Source organism: Streptomyces sp. NPDC048370 (assembly GCF_043200825.1).
In the GTDB taxonomy this organism is placed as follows: Bacteria; Actinomycetota; Actinomycetes; order Streptomycetales; family Streptomycetaceae; genus Streptomyces.
The window spans coordinates 227,947-248,467 of the sequence record NZ_JBICYI010000011.1 but is presented as its reverse complement, the minus strand read 5'-3'; the positions used below and the strand labels follow the sequence as shown (position 1 = coordinate 248,467).

Here is a 20,521-nt window from a genome sequence, read left to right as displayed (position 1 = left end):
GCGGAGGGCCGGGGCGATGCGCCCCGGCCCTCCGCCGTACCCGCTCGGTCCTACAGCCCCCTGCGGGGCCCCGGCGGAAGGGCCGCCGGTACGTGGTGCTGCGCCGACCACGCCGTCGGATGCGCCGTGTACCGGTGCCCCTGGCTTCCGTACAGACCCGTGCCCACCGGCGTCCCGAAGGCCCGGAAGCCCAGATCCTCCTCGCCGCTGCGGTCACCCGGCAGCGTGCGGAACGACCGGCGGTACTCCGAGTACAGCGCGTCGTAGATCGGCGTCGTCGACTGGCCCCCCACGAGGTCCTGCGCCGGGCGCATGGAGGGGATCGGACTCGGATAGGGCTGGCGGGGTGGGTCGTATGTGTGCACGTATGTGCCAACGACCCCGCCCTCCGTCGGATGCGGGCGGCTCTCGGAATGAGGCGCCTGGCGTGGCCGGGGCACGGTGGGAACCCCCTGGCCACCTGGGCCGTGCGGACGTCCTATGGCGGGGCGCCCGTGCTCCGTCACGTGCCGGCCAGCGGCATCGCGGCGGCCACCAGACGGCCGTTCGCCGCGGCCTTCTCCAGGGCGTCGCGCAGCAGGTCCTCGCGCGGCTGCTGGCCGATCGAGCCGACCGGGGCGGCGAAGACCAGGACCGTGTGCGACTTGTTGGCCGCCGCGCGCCAGCCCTCGGTGACCTGGAGCGGCTGGTGCGCCTGCCACCAGGCGGCCTGGCCGGTGCTGCCCGTACCCGGCTGGAGCACCGAGTGCAGCTGGCCCATGGCGACGAGCACGGACCAGCCAGGGAGCGTGCCCGGCTTCTGGTTCACGTCCGCGATCGGCTGGAAGCCCTGCTCGACGAGGAGCGGCAGGAACTCGTCGCTCAGCCCGTCCGTGCCAGGGCGGGCGACCGGCGCGGTCGGTTCGACGACGAGCGCCGGGTGCAGCTCGCCGCCGATCAGGACGAGACCGCTGGTGACGCCCAGGACCGCCTGCTCGGGGTGGGCGGCGCCGAGCTCGTCCGCCGCGTCCGTCGCGGCGATGGAGCGGACGGCGCCCTGGAGCTGCTCCTCGGCGACCTTGACGACCTGGGACGGGATGCAGCTGGCGTGGGCGAACGCCAGGACGGCGGTCTCCTCGCCGACGAACAGCACCGTGCTCGTGCGCTCCTGCTCGGAGTCGCCCGGCGTGCGGCAGGAGGTGCAGTCGTAGCTGCCCGGGGCGTTGTCGCCGGCGAGCAGCCGGTCGGCTTCTTCGTCGCCGATCTCGGCGCGTACGTCCTCGCTGACGTCGAGCATGCGCGGCACGGGGGGCTCCCTGGACTCGGTACGTGCGACGCCGGGCGATTCCCGGCTCGTCTCATGACGAGTTCAACGGGGAAGGATCGGCCGGGGTCACGCGTCCGGGTGCGGCAACTTGTGTGACTCCGACCGGGTGGGGGATGCGCGTCCTTCCGCGCGGCACGGCGTCGGCACGCGGTTGTGCTGCCTAGCCTGCCGCGATGTCGAAGATCAGATTGTGGGCAGCCGGTGCGTCAGCAGCCGCGCTGATGGCGCTCCTCCCGGCGCCGGCGTGGGCGTCGGAAGCACGGGCCGAGCGGCCGGAGGCCGCGGCGCCCGCCTACGCCTGTGCCGATGACCAGTGGCCGTGGGGCTGTGTCGCCCTGTGCGAGAGCAGCGGCCGCTGGCACATCAACACGGGCAACGGCTTCTACGGCGGGCTGCAGTTCTGGCAGCCGACCTGGGTCGAGCACGGCGGACTGCGGTACGCCGCACGCGCCGACCTCGCGACCCGTCCGCAGCAGATCACCATCGCCGAGGAGGTGCTGCGCACCCAGGGGTGGGAGGCGTGGCCGGTCTGCTCGAAGCGGTACGGGTTGAGCGGGCGGGCCCATGTGGTGCAGCCGGGCGACACGCTCAGCTCGGTCGCCAGGCGCTTCGGGATCGCGGGCGGCTGGCAGGCGCTGTACAAGGCCAACCGGAGCCTTGTCGGGGCGGACCCGAACCGGCTCCTCGTCGGCACGATGCTGCGGATCTCGCCGCTCACCGTGCTGCGGTGAGCCGCCGGCTCAGCCCTGGCGCTCCGCGCCGAACTCGGCGGCCTCCCCGCTGAACGCCAGGACGCCTCGGCGCAGTTCGTGCAGGAGCGTGCCGGGCGGCAGCCCGGGCGGGGGGCGCTGCTCGGCGAGCACGACGGCGGCGCCGCCCGGCCGGGCGAGGGCGGCGAGCAGCCGGTAGGTACGGGAGGAGACCTCGGGCGACATGCCGAGGGTCGGCTCGTCGACCAGGACCACGCGGGCGGGGGTCAGCAGGGCCCGGGCGAGGGCGAGCATCCGCCGCTCGCCGCCGGAGAGGGTGCCGGCGGGGCGGGCGAGGAGGGGGCCGAGCTCCGGATACGACTCCAGGGCCCGATCCCGTGCTGGATCCCGGGCCCGATCCTGTGCCGGATCCCGTGCCGGATCCCGTGCCGGATCCCGTGCCGGATCCCGTGCCGGGTCCCGTGCTCGATCCCGTGCCCGATCCCGTGCCGGGTCCCGTGCCCGATCCCGTGCTCGTTCGGGGTTCTCGGGGGTGAGATCCAGGTTCTCGGCGACCGTGAGCGTCGCGTACACCGCCCGTAGGTCCGGTACGAAGCAGAGTCCGCGCCGCGCCCGGGCGTGGGCGTGCAGACGGGTCACGTCCGCGCCGCGCCACAGGACCCGGCCGGAGGCGAGGGGCACCGTGCCGGCGAGGGCGCGCAGGGCGGTCGTGCGCCCGGAGCCGTTGCGGCCGACGAGGACGGTGACGGTCGCGGCGGGGACGGGCAGGTCGAGGCCGTGCAGGGCCTCCAGGGGGCCGTAGCGGACGCGGGCGGCGCGCAGGGCGATCTCGACGCTCATGACACGATCCGGCCTCCTTCCATGGTGTGCACGGTGTGGGCGAGGCCGGCGACCAGTTCCGGGTCGTGCTCGACGACGAGGACGGTGAGGCCGTCGGCCGCGAGGGCGGCCAGGATCCGGGCGAGGGCGTCGGTCTCGGCGGCGTCCAGACCGGCGGAGGGTTCGTCCAGGAGGAGCGTGTGCGGGCCGCCGGCCAGGGCGCGGGCCAGCTCGACGCGGCGCAGGGTGCCGGTGGGGAGGTCGGCGGCGGGGTGGTGGCGGACGGGGCCCGCGAGACCGAGGAGCCGGAGGGCTTGCTCGGCGGCGGTGCGGGAGGGGGCGTGGCCCTGCTCGGCGCCGAGGAGGACGTTGTCCTCGACGGTGAGGGAGGGGAAGACCGCGAGCTGCTGGAAGGAACGGGCGACGCCGAGGCGGGTACGGGTGTGCGCGGGCCGGCCGGTGATGTCGGCGCCGTCGAGGGTGACGCGGCCGTCGGTGGGGCGGAGGGTGCCGGCGAGGCAGTCGAAGAGGGTGCTCTTGCCCGCGCCGTTGGGGCCGACGAGGGCGGTGACGCGGCCGGGGGCGAGGGCGAGGGTGACGTGGGAGAGGGCGGTGACGCCGCCGGGGTAGGTGAGGGTGAGGTCGTGGGCGTGGAGCCTGGCGGGCCTCGCGGGGGTGGGGGTGGGGGTGGGTGCGGCTCCGTGGGGGTGCGCCCGGCCTTCGGCCGGGCTGGGGTTCCCGTCCGCACCACCCGTCCGAGTAGGAAGTTCGTCCGCGGGTCCACCTGCGGGTGGCTCGGCGCCGTCGGCGGCTACCGCGCCGCGCCTGCCGGCCGGCGAGGCCGTGGCCCCCGCCGCCGCAGGGCGGCCTCGGGGAAGCCGCGCGCCGCGTCTGCCGGCCGGCGAAGCCGCGGGGCGGCCTCGGGGGAGCCAGGACGTCAGGGGTGGGATTCGGCCTGTCAGGGCTGCCAGGACGCCGATCGTCGCCGCTGCCACGCCGCCCCTCGTGCCCGCGTCCAGGCCGACCAGGAGGGCCGCGGCCGCCAGCGGGGAGAGGAGGCTGTCAGCGCCCAGGACGATGATCGCGGCGAACCAGAGGAGGCCGCGGACCGGGTCGTACGCCTCCGGGTCGAAGGCGCGCAGGCCCATGCCCAGGAGACCGCCGCCCAGGGCCGCCAGGGCCGCGCCCAGGACGAAGGCCAGGACCTTGAGGAGGCTGACCCGTACCCCGGACGCCTCCGCGCCCGCCTCGTGGTCGCGGAGCGCGGCGAGTGCCCGGCCCGTGCGGCCCCGGCGCAGCGCCCCGACGAGGACGAGGCAGCCGGCCAGGACCACGAGCTCCAGGGCGTAGTAGAGGCGGTCGTCCGCGAAGCCCGCCGGGCGACCGAGCTCGAGACCCGCCGTCGCGTACGGCTGCGCGAACACGAACCGGCTCACCGCGACCCCGACCGCGAGGGTCACGAGCGCCAGGGCGAGGCCGTGGCGCCGGATCGCCGGCCATCCCGTCGCCAGGCCCAACGGGGCGACCAGCAGCACCGCGAGTCCAAGGGCCGGCAGTTCCGGGACGCCGCCCGCCGCGAGCAGCGCCGTGAACAGCGCCCCCAGACCCGCGTACGCCGCCTGGCCGAGCGCGATCTGCCCGCCGCGTCCCGTCACCACCACCAGCGACAGGAGCACGATCGCGAGCGCCGGCACCTGGACCGAGGTGTGCAGGTCCGTGCCCGCGAAGCCCAGCGGGAGCAGGAAGAGCACCCCGACCGTGAGCCACACGCCCGGCGGGGTCCTGGGCGCGACGGACGGCGGCGGCAGCGCGTCCCTGCCGCGCCCCCCGACCCCCGGCACGACCAGCGCGCCCACCAGCAGCGCCACGACGAACAGGTTCGTCCCCAGCGCCTGCACCAGCGGTCCCGCCCATCCCTCGGGGTGGAGGCGGGTCAGCTGCGCCTGCGCCACGCCGAGCGCGAGGGCCGTCACGATCGCGACCGGCAGGCTCCGCATCCGGGCCACCACCGCGACCGCGATCACCTCGAGGACCAGGAGGGGCATCCCGTACGGGTCGAGCCGTACGTACGGGGCGAGCAGCACCCCCGTCAGACCGGCCGTGAACGCGCCGAACGCCCACCCCGCCGCCGACACCCGGTCCGCGTCGATCCCGCCGAGCATCGCCAGCGGCCGGTTGTCCACCACGGCCCGCAGCTCCCGCCCGAACCGGGTCCACCGGGTCACCGCGCCCACCGCCACGGCCAGCAGGACCACCGCCGCGAGCTGTGTCCACGGGTCGTCGCCGAGCAGCACAGGCGCGTCCGACCGCGCCCCCGTGCCCCACAGCAGCGCAGCCCCGCCCACCAGCAGCACGAAGACCCCGATGGAGGCCACCAGGGTCTGCGCCGGGTTGGAGCCGAGGAGGGCGAGCGGCCGGAAGACCGCGCGGTCGAGGACCAGACCGATCCCGGGCGCGACCACGAGCAGGGTCACCAGGGCGCCCACGGGGAGCGGCCAGTTCCACTCGACCACCAGCTGCCGCAGGACGTACGCGCAGACCATGGCGATCGCGCCGTGCGCCAGATTGAGCACCCCGGTCGCCCGGTAGGTGACGATCAGTCCGATGCCGGTGAGCGCGGCCGCGCTGCCGACCGCGAGCCCGGCGAGGGTGAGGTCGTACGTCAGCGAGGCCACGGCTCACACACCGGACAGGGGTCGAGTTCCGCCTCCCCGGCCGGTTCGGTGTCCGCCCGGCCCGCCACCAGCGGGCAGTCGGGGCGGTGGGCCAGTGTCCCGCCGGGCACCCGGACCGGGGGTTCGGTGGAGGAGGGCGGGGGAGGGGGCTCCTCCGGGGCTTCGGCGGGAGGTTCCGGTCCGAGCGTCGCCGGGGCCAGGTCCCGCACCGCCCCGACCAGCAGCACCGCCCCCGCCACGATCAGCGCCGCCCCGGGCACCGTGCACGAGGCGAGGTAGGGCAGCTGGCGCTCCGCGAAGCGCTCGCCCGAGATCCCGTACCACCCCAGGACGCAGAGCACCGCGCCCCCGGCGACCGCCGCGAGGCCGCCCCACAGCAGTACGCGGGATGTCGGCACGGGACCTCCCTCGACTCGGCCCCCGACGCCCTTTTCGCCCTGGATGTTCGCTTCCTTTGCGCTATGCCCGGATGCGGCTCACCCTGGAATCATCAGGCCGCTCGGCCCCGACGGACACCCGGTGGTGAGCCAGATGGTTCTCAAGCGACGCGGTCGACGCTCGCGCTCCTCCTTCGCGGCCCTCGCCGCCGCATCGGCCCTCGTGCTCGCGCCCGTCCTCGCGGGCTGCGGCGACGACGACACCGCGGGCGACCCGGTGGCCACGGAGACGGTCGCGAGCGAGCCCGCCGACCCCGCCGCCGCCAAGGCCGAGATCACCAAGAACTGGGCCGCCTTCTTCGATCCGAAGACCCCGGTGGCGGAGCGGGCGAAGCTGCTGGAGAACGGCGAGCAGATGCGGCCCGCCCTCGAGGCCCTCCTGGGCAACCAGGCCGCGTCCCAGGCCACGGCGAAGGTCAAGGTGATCGAGTTCACCTCGCCGAACGACGCGAACGTGACCTACGACCTGCTGGTCGCCGGGACCATGGCCGTGCCCGACTCCAAGGGCACCTCCGTCTTCCAGGAGGACACCTGGAAGGTGTCCGTGAAGACCCTCTGCGGCCTGGCGCAGCTCAGCGGTGCGACCGTTCCGGGTTGCTGAGGGTGCTGCGGCGCTGCTCCTCGCCACGCTGCTCGCCCTGACCACGGCGTGCGGCAGCCGGCTTCCGGAGCGCGCGTTCCAGACGCGGCCCACCGCCACTTTCCCCTCCGGCGGTGAGCCGCTCAGGGTCGGCATCATCTCCAGCGCCACCAGCCCCGTCGGCGGCGACGCCTTCACCGGTCCGGGCGAAGGCGCCCGCGCCTGGTTCGACGCCCTCAACGCCAGGGGCGGCGTGAACGGCCGCCGGGTCGAGGTCGTCACCTGTGACGACGGCGGCAGCGGCGTCGGCAACAACGAGTGCGTGCACCGGCTGATCGACGAACGGAAGGTGTTCGCGCTCGTCGCCACCACCGCGCTCGACTACGCCGGGGCCCCGCTGGTCTCCAAGGCCGGCGTCCCCGACATCGGGGGGCAGCCGCTCACCCCCGCGTACGAGACCTATCCGCATCTGTACGGGATCTACGGCAGCCTCGCCCCGCGCACCGGAGCGGCGCCCGGCTGGAACGGCGTCCTGTACGGCGGGACCGAGGTCTACCGCTGGTTCAAGCGCGAGCACTCCGCCCGTACCGCCGCCGTCGTCGCCTACAACCAGGCCGCGTCGACGGCGTACGCCCGGCTGATCTCCGACGGGCTGCGCGCCGAGGGGTACCGGGTCGTCGAGGAGCAGGTCGACTTCGCCCTGCCCAACTTCCGCGCCGTCGCGGCCGATCTGCGGGCGCAGGGCGCGGACCTCGTCTTCGACGCCCTGGACACCCACGGCAACGCCCGGCTCTGCGAGGCGATGGAGGCGATGGGGGTCAAGGTCACCGCCAAGGTGACGAACGTGCAGAACTGGTCCTCGACCGTGCCGCGCGACTACGCCGGGTCCCCCTCCTGCCGGGCCTCGCTCTTCGTCACAGGGTCCAGCCGCAACCACGCGGACACCGGACACCCGGCGGTCCGCGAGTTCCGGGCGGCGATGGGTGACCGGCCGCTGTCGCAGTGGCAGTTGGAGGGCTGGGCGGCCGCCATGTGGTTCACGGACGCGGCGCTCTCCTGCGGGGACCGGCTCACCCGCGTCTGCGTCGAGGAGTACGTGAACCGGGTCGAACCGTACACCGCCCGCGGGCTGTTGCTGCCCGTCCGCTTCGAGAAGCTTCCCGAGCCGCCGAAGACCAGGGAGACCTGTCTCTCCGTCGCCCGCTGGCAGGACGGACGGGGCTGGGTCACGCAGGGCGACATGAACACCGACTGCGCCACCGTCCCCCAGCTCGGCTACCGGCCGTGAGGCGACCGACCGTCAGGCGCCCGTCCGTGAGGCGACCGACGGTGAACCAGGGGTGGCGGCGCAGTACAGTCGCCACCTACCGACCACACTGACCGGGGGAATCGGCGGACCGATGCGCATCTCGTTCCTGCTCCACAACGCCTACCACATCGGCGGAACCATCCGGACGACGTTCACCCTCGCCCAGGTCCTCGCCGAGCGGCACGAGGTGGAGATCGTCTCCGTCTTCCGGCACCGCGACGAGCCGGTGCTCGGCCTCCCCTCCGGTGTGACCCTGCGTCACCTCGTGGACCTGCGCAAGGACAGCCGGGACTACGACGGCGCGCACCCCGACATCTCCCGTCCCGCCCGGGTCTTCCCGCGCGGCGACGGGCGTTGGAAGCAGTACAGCGCGCTCACCGACGCCCGGATCGGCGCGCACCTGGCGTCCGTCGAGGCCGACGTGGTGGTCTCCACCCGGCCAGGACTCAACGTCCACCTCGCCCGGCAGACCCGGCGCGGCCCGGTCCTCGTCGGCCAGGAACACCTGACCCTGGACGGCCACACCTACCGGCTCCGGCGTGAGATCGCCCATCGGTACGCGCTCCTCGACGCCGTCACCACGGTCACCGAGGCCGACGCCCGCTCGTACAGGACCCGGCTGCGGCTGCCGGGCGTACGGATCGACGCGGTGCCCAACAGCGTGCCCGCGCCCGGCCTTCCGCCCGCCGACCCCGCCTCGAAGATCGTCGTCGCGGCGGGGCGGCTGACCCCGGTCAAGCGGTACGACGTGCTGGTCGAGGCCTTCGCCGAGGTGGCCGCGGCCCGCCCGGACTGGAAGCTGCGGATCTACGGAGAGGGCGACCAGGGCGGCAACACGAGGCCGGCGCTCACCCGGCAGATCGAGAAGCTCGGCCTCGGGGAGAACGTCTTCCTCATGGGCATGGCCAATCCGATGGAGCCGGAGTGGGCCAAGGGCTCCATCGCCGCCGTCACCTCGCGGCGCGAGTCCTTCGGCATGACCCTCGTCGAGGCGATGCGGTGCGGTCTGCCGGTCGTCTCCACCGACTGCCCGTACGGCCCCCGCGAGATCGTCGAGGACGGGGTCGACGGCCGGTTGGTGCCCGTGGACGACGCCGCGGCCGTGGCCCGGGCCCTGCTCGAACTCATCGAGGACGACGAGCTGCGCGCCAAGACCGCGCGTGCCGCGCTCTCCGCGTCGGAACGGTTCGACCCGGCCCGGATCGCGGCCCGCCACGAGGAGATCTGGAGCGAGCTGGTCGCCCGGGGCGCGAGCGGCCGCGCCCACGGCCCGCTGAGCGAGGCCCGCCACCGGGCGGTCGGCACCGTGGTCGACGCCGTGTACGAGCTGAAGCGCCGCGTCGGCGTCCTCGTCCGCCGCTTCCGCTGAACACCGGCTCTTGTCGCCAGGCAGGCAGCCGTCGAGGACCGTAGCTGTCCGCGACGGCTGGCAGACTCGGCACCATGTTGGAGACCTCCGCACGGCTGCTGCGCCTGCTCTCGCTGCTGCAGGCCCATCGCGAGTGGTCCGGCGCCGACCTCGCCGAGCGGCTCGGGGTGACCACCCGGACCGTACGCCGGGACGTCGACCGGCTGCGCGAGCTCGGCTACCCGGTCGACGCGAGCCCCGGCACGGGCGGCGGATACCAGCTGGGCGCGGGCGCCGAGCTGCCGCCGCTGCTGCTCGACGACGACGAGGCCGTCGCCGTCGCGGTCGGGCTGCGGACGGCCGCAGGGCAGGGCGTCGAGGGCATCGGCGAGGCCTCCGTACGCGCCCTGGCCAAGCTGGAACAGGTCCTGCCAGGACGGCTGCGGCGCCGCGTGAGCACCCTCAACGCCTTCACCGTGCCGATGCTGCGCACCCCGGCGAACCAGGTCGACCCGACCGTCCTGACCGACCTCGCCAACGCCTGCAGGGACAGCGAGCGGCTCCGCTTCGAGTACCGCGACCACGGCGGCACGGCCACCCGCCGCACGGTCGAACCGCACCGGCTCGTCTGCACCGAACGCCGCTGGTACCTGGTCGCCTGGGACGTGGACCGGGCCGACTGGCGTACGTTCAGGGCCGACCGCATCGACCCGAGGCCGCCCCACGGCCCCCGCTTCCCGCCCCGCGAGCCGCCCGCGGAGGACCTGGCCGGCTATGTCGCGAAGGGCATCTCCGGGGCGGCCTACGCGGCCGAGGCCACGATCCGGCTGCACGTCCCGCTCGCCGAGGCGGCCTCGGCCGTCGGCCCGATGGACGGCGTCCTGGAGGCGGACGGGGACGGAGCCTGTCTGCTCCGCACGGGCGCGGGCAGCCTCGCGGGCATGGTCGTCCATGTGCTGATGCTGGGCGTCGAGTTCGAGGTGGTCGCCCCCAGGGAGCTGGACGACCGGGTCCGGATGCTCAGGGACCGGCTTTCCCGCGCCGTGGATCGCTCGGAGCGGTGATCCGCATCCGCTCGTAGGTCGCGAACTCCGGGTGGTGCAGGTCGAAGGCCGGTGCCTCGGAGCGGATCCTCGGGACCGCGTCGAAGTTGTGCCGGGGCGGCGGGCAGGAGGTCGCCCACTCCAGCGAGCGGCCGAACCCCCAGGGGTCGTCCACCTCGACCATCGGCGCGTAGCGGGCGGTGCGCCAGACGTTGTACAGGAACGGCAGCGTGGAGCTGCCCAGCAGGAACGCGCCGATGGAGGAGACCGTGTTGAGCGCCGTGAACCCGTCGGCGTCCAGATAGTCCGCGTACCGCCGGGGCATGCCCTCCGCGCCCAGCCAGTGCTGCACCAGGAACGTCAGGTGGAAGCCGACGAAGAGGGTCCAGAAGTGGACCTTGCCGAGGCGCTCGTCGAGCATCTTGCCGGTGAACTTGGGCCACCAGAAGTAGAAGCCCGCGAAGGTCGCGAAGACGACCGTGCCGAAGACCGTGTAGTGGAAGTGGGCGACGACGAAGTACGAGTCCGTCACCGCGAAGTCCATCGGCGGCGAGGCGAGGATGACGCCGGTGAGACCGCCGAAGAGGAACGACACCAGGAAGCCGACCGACCAGAGCATGGGCGTCTCGAAGGAGAGCGAGCCCTTGAGCATCGTGCCGGTCCAGTTGAAGAACTTCACCCCGGTCGGCACGGCGATCAGGAACGACAGCAGCGAGAAGAAGGGCAGCAACACCGCCCCGGTGGCGAACATGTGGTGCGCCCATACGACCACCGAGAGCCCGGTGATCGCCATCGTCGCCGCGATCAGCGTCGAGTAGCCGAAGATCGGCTTGCGGGCGAAGACCGGGATGATCTCGCTGACGATGCCGAAGAACGGCAGCGCGATGATGTAGACCTCGGGGTGGCCGAAGAACCAGAAGAGGTGCTGCCACAGCAGCGCCCCGCCGTTCCCGGGCTGGAAGACCAGCGAGCCGAACCGCCGGTCCGACTCCAGGACGAGCAGCCCGGCGGCGAGGACCGGGAAGGCCATCAGGACCAGGATCGCGGTGAAGAGGACGTTCCAGGTGAAGATCGGCATCCGGAACATCGTCATGCCGGGCGCCCGCATCCCGATGATCGTCGCCAGGAAGTTCACCGAGGTGAGGATCGTGCCGAAGCCGGAGAGCGCGAGCCCCATGATCCACAGGTCGGGGCCGATGCCGGGGGAGCGCTCCAGGCTGTTGAGCGGGGCGTAGCCGGTCCAGCCGAAGGCGGCGGGCCCGCTCGGCACGAGCAGCGAGCCGATCACCATCAGGCCGCCGAAGAGGAACAGCCAGTACGAGAACATGTTCAGCCGCGGGAAGGCGACGTCGGGGGAGCCGATCTGGAGCGGCACCAGCTCGTTGGCGAAGCCCGCGAAGGTGGGCGTCGCGAAGAGCAGCAGCATGATCGTGCCGTGCAGCGTGAACGCCTGGTTGAACGTCTGGTTGTCGAGCAGCTGGATGCCGGGGCGGGCCAGCTCGGCCCGGATCAGCATCGCCATCACCCCGGCGGCCAGGAAGAAGAGGAACGACGTGACCAGGTAGAGGTGCCCGATCTTCTTGTGGTCGGTCGTGGTGAGCCAGTCGATCAGGACCCGCCCATGCCGTTCCCGAGGTGATTCGACGGCCGCGGTCGCGGTGTCGGTGCCCATCGATGCCTCCGGTGGTCCGATCGTCCGGACATGATGCGCGCCCCGGGGGCGGGGACACGGGAGGCGGGCCGCCGGGCTGCTCCGGTCGGCCGAACGTGTGCGCGTCATGCGGGGAAATCGTGAAAACCGCGAGGGCGTCGGTCGGCCCCGAATTCGCCTGACCAGGCGGTTCGACGGAATTCGGGAGGCCTTTGTGGGAACTGCCGCAAGGGGCCTGGAATTGCTGGCGAATCGGCCGGAAACTGCACTTACGAGTGACGGAGCTCGTGTCAAACATATGTCGAGAAGCTGTGACACAAGCGTGACCGGTAAGGGACTAACGTGAGCCCCATGACACCCAAGCCGACCTCCCCCGTACCGCCGGAAGACTATGTGGGTCTCGACCGGGAGCACGCCGAACGGCTCGCCCGTGACCACGGCTGGAGCGTGGTCCGTTCACTGCCGCCGGGCTCGATCATCACGATGGAGTACCTGGAGGGCCGTATCAATTTCGAGGTGACCGACGGCGCCGTCACGCGCTGCTGGCTCGGTTAGGAGCCGGTTCACGAGGAAGGGCCCCGGCGTCTCGCCGGGGCCCTTCCCTCTGCGTCCGTACGTCGACGGGCCGTCGGCTCAGCCGCCGGTGAGCGGCCGCGAGTGCCCCGGGCGGCGGCTGCCGGCCGGGGTGACCGGCGTCCGCTCCGAGCGCGCGGAGTGTCCCGCGTGCCCGGCGTGGGTCGCGTGCGCCCGGGGGTTGGTGAGCGGCGGTGCGACCCGGCCGTCCCCGCGCGGGGCCGACGGGGAACGCCCGCTGCGGGCGCCGACGGTCTCCCGGACCGGCTCCTGGGGCGCGGTCGGGCGCTGCGGGTACAGCGAGGGGCGGGGCCCACCGGCCGCCACGGGCAGCGAGGGGACCAGCCGGCGGCGGGCCCGCAGGTGCTCGCGCAGCCGGTCGCGGGCGCTGAGGACGATCGCCTCCACGCGGCTGATCGGCGGCTCGCACCAGGGCAGCGCGAGCAGGATGAGCAGCCCGGCGGCCCAGCCGAGCAGCACGTCGCTCAGCCAGTGCGTACCGATGTAGACGGTGGTCAGGCCGACGCCGAGCGCGACCACGGCGGAGAGCGCCGAGAGGTAGCGCCTGGCGCGCGGGGTGGTCGCCAGATAGGCCAGGATTCCCCAGGTCACGACCGCGTTGGCGGTGTGTCCCGAAGGGAATATATCGCCGCCCGCGAAGAGTTCGGCCGAGCCGATCTGCGTCGCGTAGTGGGGACCGAGGCGGCCGAGTCCGAGTTTGACCGCGCCGACGGTGACATTGAGCAGGAGCAGGGCCGCGCCGAGGGTGAGCAGGGGCCGCAGGGTGTGCTGGCGCCAGGAGCGCCAACCCAGCCAGGCCGCCACCATCACGGCGGTCGGGCCGCGCTGGCCGAGGACGACGTAGTAGTCGAGGAAGGGGTGCAGGTCCGGCCACTGCTGATAGGGCCGGAAGAGCATGATCTTCCAGTCGAGGGTCACCAGCCAGGTCGAGAGCAGCACGGCCACGACGATGGCGAGATAGAACGCCAGCGTCCCGCCGAAGAGGGCGAGACGCGTGCGGGTCATCCGCGGGACCTCTATCTTCGGCGGTTCCGGCTCCCGGTCCAGCCGGGCAAAGATGTCGGTTCGCACTCAATCGACGTTACAGGGAGTGAGTGTCGACCTTGGTCGATCCGGTCTCTTCGTGATGACGATGTGATGTGGAGTAGGTCTCAGTCCGGGGTTTATTCCTGGCGTACGTCTGAGAATCCGATGACCTTCTGCCCTATTGAGCGCAGTCGACTTTACGGAAGTCTGTTTGTACGTCACGTAAATTTCTCAAACGGTTGTACGGGCGGAATTCGACCCGACGCGCGGCCCTGGTGGAGTGGCGTACGACACACCCGGCGGCCCGCCGGGGTGAGAGCTGCACCACGCGCTCGTGCCCTGAACTCGCGTACGCTGACGGCTCGCTCGCCCGTCGATGCCGGGCCGCCCCGAGGACCCGAACCCCGGCCGGTGCCCGCCGAGTGCGAGGGCTTCATTGGGAGGTACGTACATGCAGCGGACGATCACGGCCGGAGCACGGCTCCGTGCCGCCGACGGCGGAGCCAACCGCTGGGTCGTCCTCGTCGTCCTCTGCGTCAGCATGTTGCTGGTCGCGCTCGACGCCACCGTGCTCCACGTCGCCGTCCCCTCTCTCACCGAGGACCTGCGCCCGAGCTCCACCGCGCTGCTCTGGATCGTCGACGCCTACCCGCTGATCTGCGCCTCGCTGCTCATCCTCTTCGGCACGCTCGGTGACCGGGTCGGCCGGCGGCGGGTCCTGCTCCTCGGGTACGCGCTCTTCGGCGTCGCCTCCGCCGTCGCCGCCCTCGCCACCGCCCCCGGCGTCCTGATCGGCGCCCGCGCCCTCCTCGGCGTCGGCGGCGCGATGATCATGCCCGCCACCCTCTCGATCCTCCGGGCGGTCTTCCCCGACCGGCGCGAGCGGGCCACCGCCATCGGCATCTGGACGGCGGTCGCCGCGGTCGGCGCCGCCACCGGTCCCGTGCTCGGCGGCTTCCTGGTCGAGCACTACTGGTGGGGCTCGGTCTTCCTGATCAACATCCCGCTGATGGCGCTGATCCTGCCGCTCGGCCGCTGGCTGCTCCCCGAGTCCAAGGGGCGCGGGGACGGCCCCTGGGACGTCGTCGGCGCGCTGATGGCCGCCGCCGGTGTGCTCGGCGCGGTCCTCGGGGTGAAGCGGATCGGCGCGGGCGAGAACCTCTTCGCGCCGGCGACCTGCGGCCCGCTGCTCATCGGCGCCGCGCTGCTGATCCTCTTCGTACGGCGGCAGAAGCGCCGGACGCACCCGCTGATCGACATGCGGCTCTTCTCCCGGGCCGCCTTCACCACGTCCGTCGGCTGCATCGTGCTCGCCATGCTGGCCCTGGTCGGCCTGGAGCTGATCGCCGTCCAGTACCTCCAGCTCGTCCTGGGGCTCAGCCCGCTGGAGACCGGGCTCAGGCTGCTGCCGCTCACCTTCGCTGCCATGGCGGCCGGCGCCACCGGCTCGTACACCCTGCGCCGGATCGGACCGCGCCGGATGGTCGGCTGGGGCTTCGTCCTCACCGCCGCCGCCGTGCTGCTGCTCGTCCTGATGGGCCAGACCGACCGGCCCGCGCTGCTCACCTGCGGCTTCGTGCTGCTCGGCTTCGGGCTGCAGACCACCCTCTTCTCCGCCTACGAGTCGATGCTCAGCGAGGCACCGCCGGAGAGCGCGGGCGGGGCGGCGGCCATCGGCGAGACCTCGTACCAGCTCGGCGCGGGCATGGGCATCGCACTGCTCGGCAGCGTGATGAACGCGGCGTACGCCCCCGGCCTGGCCTCCGTCCCCGAGGTGCCGGCCGAGGCGAGCAAGGCCGCCGCGAACTCGCTCGGCGAGGCCTACCAGATCGCCGACCAGCTCGGCGGCACGGCGGGTGCGGCGCTGTACCACGCGGCCCGGCACGCCTTCGTGGACGGCCTGCACATCACCCTGTTCGTGAGCGCGGGTCTGCTGCTGGTCGGGGCGCTGATGGCGCTGCGGCTGCCGCGGGTCATGGAGTGCACGGTCGATCCGGAGGACCTGGTGGCGCCGGCCGAAGGAGCGGTCCAGGAGGAGACGGCCCCTGAGGCGGCGGTCCCCGAGAAGGTGCGGGTGCCGGCCAGCCGTGAGGCGGTCGAGCCCGCCGGCTCCGGCCGCCCGGCGCACTGAGGCGCGCCGGAGGCACCGGCCGACGTTCGGTGGGCGTCCCCCGGCGCGGCCGGAAGGCGCGCCCACCGCTCAGCTCTGGTTGAAGAAACCGTCCTGCGCACGCGCGGCGGGGTCTCCGCTGATGATCTGCGTGTCGGCCGGCGTCAGCAGGAAGACCCGCGTCGCCACCCGCTCGATCGAGCCGCGCAGACCGAAGGCGAGACCGGCGGCGAAGTCCACCACGCGCTTGGCGTCGGAGGGCTCCATGGCCGTGAGGTTCACGATGACCGGGACGCCGTCCCGGAAGAGCTCGCCGATGCCCCGGGCGTCCCGGAAGCCGTCCGGGGAGACGGTCGCGATCCGGCGGCCCTGCTCCTGGGCCGAGTCGGACGCAACCCGGACCCGGGGGTCCGTCACCCAGGCGTCGCCGCTCTCGTTACCCTCGGCGTACTCGTCGTCGTAGTAACGCTCGTCGTTGTCCTCGACGAGTCCCAGCCAGGCGCTCGCCTTACGCACCGATCCCATGGACGCCTCCTTTCAGCGCGGTCACTTGTGGTTCCGCAATACCTATCGTCGTCCATGATGCGGATCGCGCGCCAAGTGGATAGTCGGCGCGCGCGGGTTTCGTGACGGTACTGGTGCAGAACGTGAGGCCCGGTTTCTGGCGATTCGTCAGGAATCTTGCGGTATGCGGGGCCTGACGGAGGTTCCGCAGGAGCTGTGCAACTTAAAATATGAAAGTCGGGCCAGAAGGGTGACGGCCGGAGCGTCCGGGTGAACGGGGTGCTCGATACGATGCCCCGCACACCGCTTCACCGCACATGCGCGCGACTCACGGGGGAGTCTCTTGTTCGGAATAGTCAGGCCCTGCACCCATCGGCTCACCGAGGGGCTCAAGGTCGAGTGGATGGCCCATCTCTGCGGCCTCTGCCTGGCACTTCGGGCCGACCACGGACAGTTCGCCCGGGTGGTCACCAACTACGACGGGCTCATCGTCTCGGTTCTGACGGAGGCTCAGACCGGCCCGGTCGAGGGGCTGCGCCGCACCGCGGGACCCTGCCCGCTGCGTGGGATGCGCACCGCCCCGGTCGCCCAGGGCGAGGGCGCGCGCCTCGCGGCGGCCGTCTCGTTGGTCCTCGCCTCGGCGAAGGTCCGCGACCACGTCGCCGACCGGGACGGGCTGTTGGCCCGCCGCCCGGTCGCCGCGGCGGCCCGCCGGGTCGCCAGGTCCTGGGACCGGGCGGGCGCCCGGACCGGTCGGGAGCTCGGCTTCGACACCGCCGTCCTGGTGGACGCCGTGGACCGGCAGACCGGGATCGAGACGCTCGCGGGCCTCGGCACCCCGCTCCTCGCCGTGACCGAACCGACCGAGACGGCGACGGCCGCGGCCTTCGCGCACACCGCCGTGCTCGCCGGCCGGCCGGGCAACGCCGCGCCGCTCGCGGAGGCGGGCCGGCTCTTCGGGCGGCTCGCGCACCTGCTGGACGCCGTGGAGGACCGGGAGACCGACGCGGCGGCGGGCGCCTGGAACCCGCTCACCGCGACCGGAACCTCGCTCGACGAGGCCCGCAGGCTCGCGGACGACGCGCTCCACGGGATCCGCCTCGCCCTGCGGGACGCGGACTTCGTGACAGGCCGACTGGTGCACGTGCTGCTCGCGCACGAGCTGCGGGTCGCGGTGGACCGCGCCTTCGGCACGACGAGCTGTTCGCACGGGGCGGGTGCTCCCGGGGGAGCGCACCAGCCGGGGCCGTACCAGCCGGGTCCGTACGCCCCCGGTCCCGTGCCCGGCAACCCGTACGCCCCGGGGCCGGGTGGCCCCGGCGGTCCGGGAGGTCCGATGCCGCCCGAGCCGCCGAACCGGCGCCGCGGTCTGATGGCCGGTTGCGCGGTCTGGATGGGCCTGGCGTGTACGTGCCAGCTGTGCTGCGGACACGAGGATCCCTGGAGCCGGGAGCGGCGCGAAGGGCTCTGCAACGACCTGGGCAACTGCTGCGACTGCTGTGACTGCTGCAGCAACTGCAACGGCTGCGGGGGCGGGGAGGGCGACGGGGGTTGCTGCGACGGTTGTGACTGCGGGTGCGACTGCGGCTGCTGAGTCCCATGGCGCCCGCTCCCCTCCCCTCACAGCCTCGCGCGCATCCCTCGGAGCCGCCGACGCGACGCGCACTGGTGATCGTCGGCGCCGGGCCGCGCGGGACGGGGGTGCTGGAGCGGATCGCCGCCAACGTGCCCGAGCTGTACGACGGTTCCGGCCTCGACGTCCACGTCGTCGACCCGTACCCGCCCGGCGGCGGTCGGATCTGGCGCCACGACCAGTCGCCGCTGCTCCGGATGAACTCGCAGGCGCGGAACGTCACGATGTTCACCGACGCCACCGTGGAGATGGCCGGCCCGGTCCTGCCGGGCCCCACCGTGCACGAGTGGGCCGGCGGGGACGGCCGGGCCTTCGTCGGCCGCCGCGAGCACAGCGGCTATCTGCGCTGGGTGTACGAACGGGCCGTCGCCGCCCTGCCGGACGGGGTCGTCGTCCACCACCATCCGCACAGGGCGCTGCGCGTCGACGGCGCGCGGACCGAGCGGCAGACGGTCCGGCTGGAAGGCGTCGACACCCCGCTGGCCGCCGACCTCGTCATCCTCACCCAGGGCCACCTGGACGCGGAACTCGACGAGGAGCAGACGCGGTTGGCGGACTACGCCGCGCGCCACGGTCTGACGCACCTGCCGCCCGAGTTCACCGCCGAAAGCGACCTCTCCGGGCTCGCACCCGGCGCGCCCGTGATCGTGCGCGGCTTCGGCCTCGCCTTCGTCGACCTCATGGTGCTGCTCACCGAGGGCCGCGGCGGCCGGTACGAGGACGGGGAGTACGTGCCCTCGGGGCGCGAGCCGGTCCTGTACGTGGGATCGCGGCGGGGAGTCCCGTACCACGCGAAGATCGAGTACCCGCTCGTGGGCGAACGGCCGCCGCTGCCCCGCCATCTGGGGCCTCGGGAGATCGACCGGCTCCTCGCCCTGCCCGGCGGGTTCGACTTCCGGCGTGACGCCTGGCCGCTGGTCGCCAAGGAACTCGGGTTCGCCCACTACCACCGCCTCTTCACCGCGCACCCCGAGCGCACCCGCCTCCCGTGGGCGGAGTTCGACCGCGCCCACGCCGCCCTCCCGCACGGCGGTCCCGAGCTCCACGCCCTCGTCGCCTCCGCCGTGCCCGACCCCGCCGACCGGCTCGACCTCACCGCGCTCGACCGCCCCCTCGCCGGGGTGCGCCACACCACCGACGAGGCGCTCCAGGAGCACCTGCGCGGGTACATCGCCGACGGCCTCGCCCGCCGCCGCGACCCGGCGCACAGCCCCGCCCTCGCCCTCTCCCACGCCCTGCCGGCCGTATACGAGCAGCTCGCGCGCCTCGGTGACCTCGGCACCTGGTGGCACGGCTTCTTCAGCTACCTGGCATCCGGGCCGCCGGACCCGCGCCTGCGGAACCTGCTCGCGCTCTCGCGCGCGGGGATCGTCCGGTTCCTCGGCGCGGACCTCCGGGTGGTGGCCGAGGGCGGGGTGTTCCGCGCGCTGAGCCCCACGCTGCCGGGGCGGGTCACCGAGGCCCGCGCCCTCGTCGAGGCACGGCTCCCCGAGCCCACGGTGGTGGCCACCCGCGACCCGCTGCTCCGGGCGCTGTACGCCGACGGCGCGGCGGCGACCCCGGCGGGGTTCCTCGCCGTCGACCCCGTCGACGGGCGCGTCCTGGACCGGACGGGGACGCCGTACCCCCGGCGGTTCGCGCTCGGCCCGCACACCGACGCGAGCGGCGCCGGAGGGTTCCCCCGGCCCGGCGCCAACGGGCTCCCGTTCCGGCAGAACGACGCGACCGCGCGGACCGCCCTGGCCTTCCTGCGCGACCTGTCCAGGACCGCCCCGTCGGCCACCTGACCTCACCCGCACCCCCGAAGCGTCGTTTCCGGGGCATCCCGGACCCGTATGGAAGGGTGGAGCACCATGAGCGAGGACAGCACCGACAGCACCGATCCCCAGCAGGACTGGCAGCACTGGCACGAGCAGCGCACGGCGGCGGTCTCCTCGTCGTACGGTCCGCTCTCCCTCACCGGCACGTACTGGCTCTCCGACTACCCGGAGGGTCGAATTCCGGCCGTTCCGGGGCGGTGGCGGGACGAGGGCGACGAGGTGGTCCTCACGGCCGGTGCCGAGGACGCCGTCACCGTCGACGGCAAGCCCCTGATCGGCAGCGTCCGGCTCACCGCCGACCACCCCCCGATCCACGAGTCCCGCGCCGAGTCGGCCGGCCGGCGGCTCGTCGTCATGCGGCGCGAAGGGCTGTGGGCGGTACGGGACTTCGACCCCGAGTCCGCGGCGCGCCGTGCCTTCCGGGGCATCGAGGCCACCCCGTACGACGCGACCTGGGCGGTGCCCGGCAGCTATCGGGCGTACGAGGACTCCCGGAGCGTCCGGGTGGAGAACGCGGACGGGAAGGAGCGGGGGCTCGGGCTCGCCGGGGAACTCGCCTTCGAGCTGCGCGGAGTCGAACACACCCTGCAGGTCGCGGTGGAGGAGGACGGCACGCTGTGGGCGGTCTTCGCCGACGCGACCAGCGGCCGCGACAGCTACCGCTTCCGGTTCCTGCGCCCCGCGGCGCCCGCTCCCGACGGCTCGGTGACGGTCGACTTCAATCGCGCCCTGCTGCCGCCGTGCGCCTTCGCGGACCACTTCATCTGCCCGTTCCCGCCGCCCGGGAACACGCTCGACACGGGCGTACCGGCGGGGGAGCGGCGGCTGGTCGAGGGCTGAACCCGGCCGTCCCGACCGGGCGGCACACGGAAGGGGCGTCGGTGGCCGCACGGGCCACCGGCGCCCCTTCCATGTGCCGCCCGACCGAAGATCACCGAACTGCCTTGTGGTGCGCG

18 protein-coding genes are annotated in these 20,521 nt (G+C 73.4%); 10 read left to right on the top strand and 8 right to left on the bottom strand.

Annotation, left to right across the window (positions count from 1 at the left end):
• Nucleotides 1-50: 50 nt before the first annotated feature.
• The gene (locus ACGFYP_RS24085) at nucleotides 51-314 is read right to left on the bottom strand and encodes a hypothetical protein (protein ID WP_393497082.1); all 264 of its coding nucleotides are present in this window, start codon (nucleotides 312-314) and stop codon (nucleotides 51-53) included.
• 188 nt (nucleotides 315-502) lie between these two features.
• The gene (locus ACGFYP_RS24080; RefSeq protein ID WP_393497080.1) at nucleotides 503-1,285 is read right to left on the bottom strand and encodes a hypothetical protein; all 783 of its coding nucleotides are present in this window, start codon (nucleotides 1,283-1,285) and stop codon (nucleotides 503-505) included.
• Nucleotides 1,286-1,479: 194 nt separating this feature from the next.
• Between ACGFYP_RS24080 and ACGFYP_RS24075 the strand changes: the two genes are divergently transcribed.
• Nucleotides 1,480-2,037 carry a transglycosylase family protein gene (locus tag ACGFYP_RS24075; protein WP_361964808.1) on the top strand — a complete coding sequence of 186 codons (558 nt, stop codon included), beginning with the start codon at nucleotides 1,480-1,482 and terminating at the stop codon, nucleotides 2,035-2,037.
• A gap of 9 nt (nucleotides 2,038-2,046) precedes the next feature.
• On the opposite strand, the gene ACGFYP_RS24070 is transcribed toward ACGFYP_RS24075, so the two are convergent.
• The 3 genes from ACGFYP_RS24070 to ACGFYP_RS24060 are packed head-to-tail and all read right to left on the bottom strand — an operon-like array spanning nucleotide 2,047 to nucleotide 5,908.
• Nucleotides 2,047-2,856, bottom strand: a complete 810-nt coding sequence (locus ACGFYP_RS24070) for an ATP-binding cassette domain-containing protein (RefSeq protein ID WP_393497075.1) — start codon at nucleotides 2,854-2,856, stop codon at nucleotides 2,047-2,049.
• On the bottom strand, nucleotides 2,853-5,510 hold the full coding sequence (locus ACGFYP_RS24065; protein WP_393497071.1) for an ATP-binding cassette domain-containing protein: 2,658 nt from the start codon (nucleotides 5,508-5,510) through the stop codon (nucleotides 2,853-2,855). Before ACGFYP_RS24065 ends, ACGFYP_RS24070 begins: the two co-directional genes overlap by 4 nt.
• Entirely contained in the window at nucleotides 5,498-5,908 is a 411-nt protein-coding gene (locus ACGFYP_RS24060) for a hypothetical protein (protein ID WP_393497068.1), read from the bottom strand. The genes ACGFYP_RS24065 and ACGFYP_RS24060 overlap by 13 nt, the downstream gene beginning before the upstream one ends.
• A 133-nt stretch (nucleotides 5,909-6,041) precedes the next feature.
• Between ACGFYP_RS24060 and ACGFYP_RS24055 the strand changes: the two genes are divergently transcribed.
• From ACGFYP_RS24055 to ACGFYP_RS24040, 4 genes are all read left to right on the top strand, one after another.
• The gene (locus ACGFYP_RS24055; RefSeq protein ID WP_393497065.1) at nucleotides 6,042-6,548 is read left to right on the top strand and encodes a hypothetical protein; all 507 of its coding nucleotides are present in this window, start codon (nucleotides 6,042-6,044) and stop codon (nucleotides 6,546-6,548) included.
• On the top strand, nucleotides 6,526-7,815 hold the full coding sequence (locus ACGFYP_RS24050) for an ABC transporter substrate-binding protein (protein WP_393497062.1): 1,290 nt from the start codon (nucleotides 6,526-6,528) through the stop codon (nucleotides 7,813-7,815). The genes ACGFYP_RS24055 and ACGFYP_RS24050 overlap by 23 nt, the downstream gene beginning before the upstream one ends.
• 112 nt (nucleotides 7,816-7,927) lie before the next feature.
• Nucleotides 7,928-9,205, top strand: coding sequence for a glycosyltransferase (locus ACGFYP_RS24045; RefSeq protein ID WP_393497059.1), 1,278 nt, complete (start codon nucleotides 7,928-7,930; stop codon nucleotides 9,203-9,205).
• 74 nt (nucleotides 9,206-9,279) lie between these two features.
• Nucleotides 9,280-10,248, top strand: coding sequence for a helix-turn-helix transcriptional regulator (locus ACGFYP_RS24040; RefSeq protein ID WP_393497056.1), 969 nt, complete (start codon nucleotides 9,280-9,282; stop codon nucleotides 10,246-10,248).
• On the opposite strand, the gene ctaD is transcribed toward ACGFYP_RS24040, so the two are convergent.
• Nucleotides 10,205-11,899 (bottom strand): cytochrome c oxidase subunit I, encoded by a 1,695-nt coding sequence (gene ctaD, locus ACGFYP_RS24035; RefSeq protein WP_393497053.1) that lies wholly within the window; start codon nucleotides 11,897-11,899, stop codon nucleotides 10,205-10,207. The genes ACGFYP_RS24040 and ctaD overlap by 44 nt on opposite strands.
• A 330-nt stretch (nucleotides 11,900-12,229) precedes the next feature.
• Between ctaD and ACGFYP_RS24030 the strand changes: the two genes are divergently transcribed.
• A complete protein-coding gene (locus ACGFYP_RS24030; protein WP_361964789.1) occupies nucleotides 12,230-12,433 on the top strand; it encodes a proteinase inhibitor I78 in 204 nt (67 codons plus the stop codon).
• Nucleotides 12,434-12,511: 78 nt separating this feature from the next.
• Here ACGFYP_RS24030 and ACGFYP_RS24025 read toward each other — a convergent pair whose 3' ends face one another.
• A complete protein-coding gene (locus ACGFYP_RS24025; RefSeq protein WP_393497048.1) occupies nucleotides 12,512-13,543 on the bottom strand; it encodes a phosphatase PAP2 family protein in 1,032 nt (343 codons plus the stop codon).
• 406 nt (nucleotides 13,544-13,949) lie between these two features.
• Here ACGFYP_RS24025 and ACGFYP_RS24020 point away from each other — a divergent pair, with 406 nt between their 5' ends.
• A complete protein-coding gene (locus tag ACGFYP_RS24020; RefSeq protein WP_393497045.1) occupies nucleotides 13,950-15,629 on the top strand; it encodes an MFS transporter in 1,680 nt (559 codons plus the stop codon).
• Nucleotides 15,630-15,698: 69 nt separating this feature from the next.
• Here the strand turns inward: ACGFYP_RS24020 and ACGFYP_RS24015 are convergent, their stop codons facing one another.
• Complete coding sequence (locus tag ACGFYP_RS24015; protein ID WP_361964783.1) at nucleotides 15,699-16,133, bottom strand: cell division protein SepF; 435 nt, start codon at nucleotides 16,131-16,133, stop codon at nucleotides 15,699-15,701.
• Between the two features lie 322 nt (nucleotides 16,134-16,455).
• On the opposite strand from ACGFYP_RS24015, the gene ACGFYP_RS24010 reads away from it, so the two are divergent.
• The 3 genes from ACGFYP_RS24010 to ACGFYP_RS24000 all read left to right on the top strand — a co-directional run bounded on the left by ACGFYP_RS24010 (nucleotide 16,456) and on the right by ACGFYP_RS24000 (nucleotide 20,405).
• On the top strand, nucleotides 16,456-17,706 hold the full coding sequence (locus ACGFYP_RS24010; protein ID WP_393497041.1) for a DUF5685 family protein: 1,251 nt from the start codon (nucleotides 16,456-16,458) through the stop codon (nucleotides 17,704-17,706).
• A 5-nt stretch (nucleotides 17,707-17,711) separates the two neighbouring features.
• Nucleotides 17,712-19,532 carry an FAD/NAD(P)-binding protein gene (locus ACGFYP_RS24005; RefSeq protein ID WP_393497038.1) on the top strand — a complete coding sequence of 607 codons (1,821 nt, stop codon included), beginning with the start codon at nucleotides 17,712-17,714 and terminating at the stop codon, nucleotides 19,530-19,532.
• Nucleotides 19,533-19,598: 66 nt separating this feature from the next.
• Nucleotides 19,599-20,405 carry a DUF1684 domain-containing protein gene (locus tag ACGFYP_RS24000; RefSeq protein WP_393497035.1) on the top strand — a complete coding sequence of 269 codons (807 nt, stop codon included), beginning with the start codon at nucleotides 19,599-19,601 and terminating at the stop codon, nucleotides 20,403-20,405.
• The last annotated feature ends 116 nt before the right edge of the window (nucleotides 20,406-20,521 follow it).

Coding starts and splice junctions, on each gene's coding strand:
- ctaD (WP_393497053.1), bottom strand. CDS start 11,899: ATGGGCACCGACACCGCGACCGCGGCCGTCGAATCACCTCGGGAACGG.
- ACGFYP_RS24015 (WP_361964783.1), bottom strand. CDS start 16,133: ATGGGATCGGTGCGTAAGGCGAGCGCCTGGCTGGGACTCGTCGAGGAC.
- ACGFYP_RS24070 (WP_393497075.1), bottom strand. CDS start 2,856: ATGAGCGTCGAGATCGCCCTGCGCGCCGCCCGCGTCCGCTACGGCCCC.
- ACGFYP_RS24005 (WP_393497038.1), top strand. CDS start 17,712: ATGGCGCCCGCTCCCCTCCCCTCACAGCCTCGCGCGCATCCCTCGGAG.
- ACGFYP_RS24075 (WP_361964808.1), top strand. CDS start 1,480: ATGTCGAAGATCAGATTGTGGGCAGCCGGTGCGTCAGCAGCCGCGCTG.
- ACGFYP_RS24020 (WP_393497045.1), top strand. CDS start 13,950: ATGCAGCGGACGATCACGGCCGGAGCACGGCTCCGTGCCGCCGACGGC.
- ACGFYP_RS24085 (WP_393497082.1), bottom strand. CDS start 314: ATGCGCCCGGCGCAGGACCTCGTGGGGGGCCAGTCGACGACGCCGATC.
- ACGFYP_RS24055 (WP_393497065.1), top strand. CDS start 6,042: ATGGTTCTCAAGCGACGCGGTCGACGCTCGCGCTCCTCCTTCGCGGCC.
- ACGFYP_RS24030 (WP_361964789.1), top strand. CDS start 12,230: ATGACACCCAAGCCGACCTCCCCCGTACCGCCGGAAGACTATGTGGGT.
- ACGFYP_RS24040 (WP_393497056.1), top strand. CDS start 9,280: ATGTTGGAGACCTCCGCACGGCTGCTGCGCCTGCTCTCGCTGCTGCAG.
- ACGFYP_RS24045 (WP_393497059.1), top strand. CDS start 7,928: ATGCGCATCTCGTTCCTGCTCCACAACGCCTACCACATCGGCGGAACC.
- ACGFYP_RS24000 (WP_393497035.1), top strand. CDS start 19,599: ATGAGCGAGGACAGCACCGACAGCACCGATCCCCAGCAGGACTGGCAG.